The sequence below is a fragment of the Flavobacteriales bacterium genome, assembly GCA_026129465.1.
GTDB lineage: Bacteria > Bacteroidota > Bacteroidia > Flavobacteriales_F > PHOS-HE28 > PHOS-HE28.
Genome location: JAHCIA010000004.1, coordinates 1 through 2,368 on the forward strand (window position 1 = coordinate 1; position 2,368 = coordinate 2,368).

Annotated in this window: 2 protein-coding genes; both read left to right on the forward strand. The window is 63.3% G+C overall.

Annotated features, from left to right (window positions below; genetic code table 11):
• The first annotated feature begins 49 nt into the window (after positions 1–49).
• Complete coding sequence (istA, locus tag KIT10_16275; GenBank protein MCW5900815.1) at positions 50–1,576, forward strand: IS21 family transposase; 1,527 nt, start codon at positions 50–52, stop codon at positions 1,574–1,576.
• Positions 1,566–2,345 carry an IS21-like element helper ATPase IstB gene (gene istB / locus KIT10_16280; GenBank protein ID MCW5900816.1) on the forward strand — a complete coding sequence of 260 codons (780 nt, stop codon included), beginning with the start codon at positions 1,566–1,568 and terminating at the stop codon, positions 2,343–2,345. The genes istA and istB overlap by 11 nt, the downstream gene beginning before the upstream one ends.
• Positions 2,346–2,368 lie beyond the last annotated feature (23 nt).

A 2,368-nucleotide genomic window follows, 5' to 3' on the forward strand; every position in this document is an offset into this window, starting at 1 on the left:
GTTTTGATCGTTCCCAGGCTGTTGGCCGGGGGACATTGGAGTGATCGACATGGCGTTATTGAGCGTAATCCGGCGCTGGCATTTCCGTGAAGGGATGCCGATCCGGGAGATTGAGCGGCGCACTGGATTATCGCGCAACACCATTCGCAAGTATCTGCGGGCCGACACGGTGGATCCCAAGTTCAGGGTCCCGGTGCGGCCCAGCAAGCTGGACGCTTTTGCGCAGAAGCTCTCCGACTGGCTGCGCGTGGAAGCGGGTAAATCGCGCAAGCAGCGGCGCACGGCCAAGCAGATGCATGCCGATCTGGTGGTGCTGGGTTATGAGGGGTCCTATGAACGCGTCGCGGCCTTCGTGCGGGCCTGGAAGGGCGATCGGCAGCGCGAGCAACAGACCAGCGGGCGCGGCACCTTCGTGCCGCTGGTGTTCGGCCCGGGCGAAGCCTTCCAGTTCGACTGGAGCGAAGACTGGGCGATCCTGGGCGGCGAGCGCACCAAGCTGCAGGTGGCCCATACCAAGCTGTCGCACAGCCGGGCGTTTATCGTTCGGGCCTACCCACTGCAGACCCACGAGATGCTGTTCGACGCGATGACCCAGGCGTTCCGGGTTCTTGGCGGTGTTCCCCGTCGCGGCATCTTCGACAACATGAAGACGGCGGTCGACCGGATCGGCTCTGGCAAGGCCCGGCAGGTCAACGCCCGGTTCGCGGCGATGGCCAGCCATTATCTGTTCGAGCCCGAGTTCTGCAATCCGGCATCAGGATGGGAGAAGGGGCAGATCGAGAAGAACGTGCAGGATGCCCGCCGGCGCCTGTGGCAGCCACTGCCCAACTTCGCGGACCTCGATGGCTTGAACGTCTGGCTCGAAGAGCGATGCATCGCACAATGGGGCCAGATCGTGCATGGCAACCTTCCAGGCAGCGTGGCCGATGCGCATGCCGGTGAGGTTACAAGCCTGATGCCCCTGGGGCGACCCTTTGACGGCTTTGTCGAACAGACCAAGCGCGTGACCCCGACGTGCCTCGTGCACTTCGAGCGCAACCGTTACAGCGTGCCAGCCTCGTTCGCGAACCGCCCGGTCAGCCTGCGGATTTATCCTGAGCGGATCCTCGTCGTGGCTGAAGGCCAGATCCTGTGCGAGCACGCGCGCATCATCGATCGGTCACATCACCAGCCGGGCCGCACGGTCTATGACTGGCGGCACTATCTGGCCGTGATCCAGCGCAAGCCTGGCGCCCTGCGCAATGGGGCGCCGTTCCTTGATCTGCCTGAGGCGTTCCGGCGGTTGCAGGGGCTCCTGCTCAAGCGACCGGGTGGCGATCGGGAGATGGTGGAGATCCTGGCGCTTGTCCTGCAGCACGACGAGCAGGCGGTCCTGTGTGCCGTCGAGGTTGCTCTTGATGCCGGCGTTCCGACCAAGACCCATATCCTCAATCTTCTGCATCGACTGGTCGATGGCAAAGAGACTGCGGTTGCGCTAATCGATGCGCCTCAGGCTCTGGCCTTGCGCCAGGAACCCAAAGCCAACGTTGCGCGCTACGACACGCTGCGTGGCAAGGATGTTCGCCATGCGTCATGATCCCGCCAGCGCCGCCGTTGTGGTCATGCTCCGCAGCCTCAAGATGTATGGCATGGCTCAGGCCGTGGACGAGCTGATCGAACAGGGTGCGCCCGCCTTCGATACCGCCGTGCCGATCCTGTCCCAACTGCTCAAGGCCGAACTTGCCGAGCGGGAGGTCAGGTCCATCGCCTATCACCTCAAAGGCGCTCGCTTCCCCGCTTACAAGGACCTGACCGGCTTCGACTTTGCTTCCAGCGAGATCAATGAGGCCGCGGTCCAGCAGCTCCATCGCGGCACCTTCATCGAAGGCGCTGACAATGTGGTGCTGATCGGCGGTCCCGGCACCGGCAAGACCCATGTTGCCACAGCCCTCGGCATCCAGGCGGTCCGCCACCACCACAAGAAGGTCCGCTTCTTCGCCACCGTCGACCTGGTCAATGCACTCGAGCAGGAAAAGGCGTTGAACAAGGCGGGACAGCTGGCCGAGCGTCTGCTGCGGCTCGACCTGATCATCCTCGACGAGCTGGGCTATCTGCCGTTCAGCCCGTCAGGCGGTGCGCTGCTGTTCCATCTGCTCAGCAAGCTCTACGAGCAGACCAGTGTGGTCATCACCACCAACCTCAGCTTCAGCGAATGGGCCGGCGTGTTCGGCGACGCCAAGATGACCACGGCGCTGCTCGACCGGCTCACCCATCACTGCCATATCCTTGAGACCGGCAACGACAGCTTCCGCTTCAGGGCAAGCGCTGCAGCGCCGAAAACGCGAAAGGAAAAACCCACCACTTGACCATCCCCACAGCGCGGGAAACT

What these genes read in the sequence shown, in the direction of transcription:
- istB (MCW5900816.1), top strand. Translation starts at nt 1,566, where the DNA reads ATGCGTCATGATCCCGCCAGCGCCGCCGTTGTGGTCATGCTCCGCAGC.
- istA (MCW5900815.1), top strand. Translation starts at nt 50, where the DNA reads ATGGCGTTATTGAGCGTAATCCGGCGCTGGCATTTCCGTGAAGGGATG.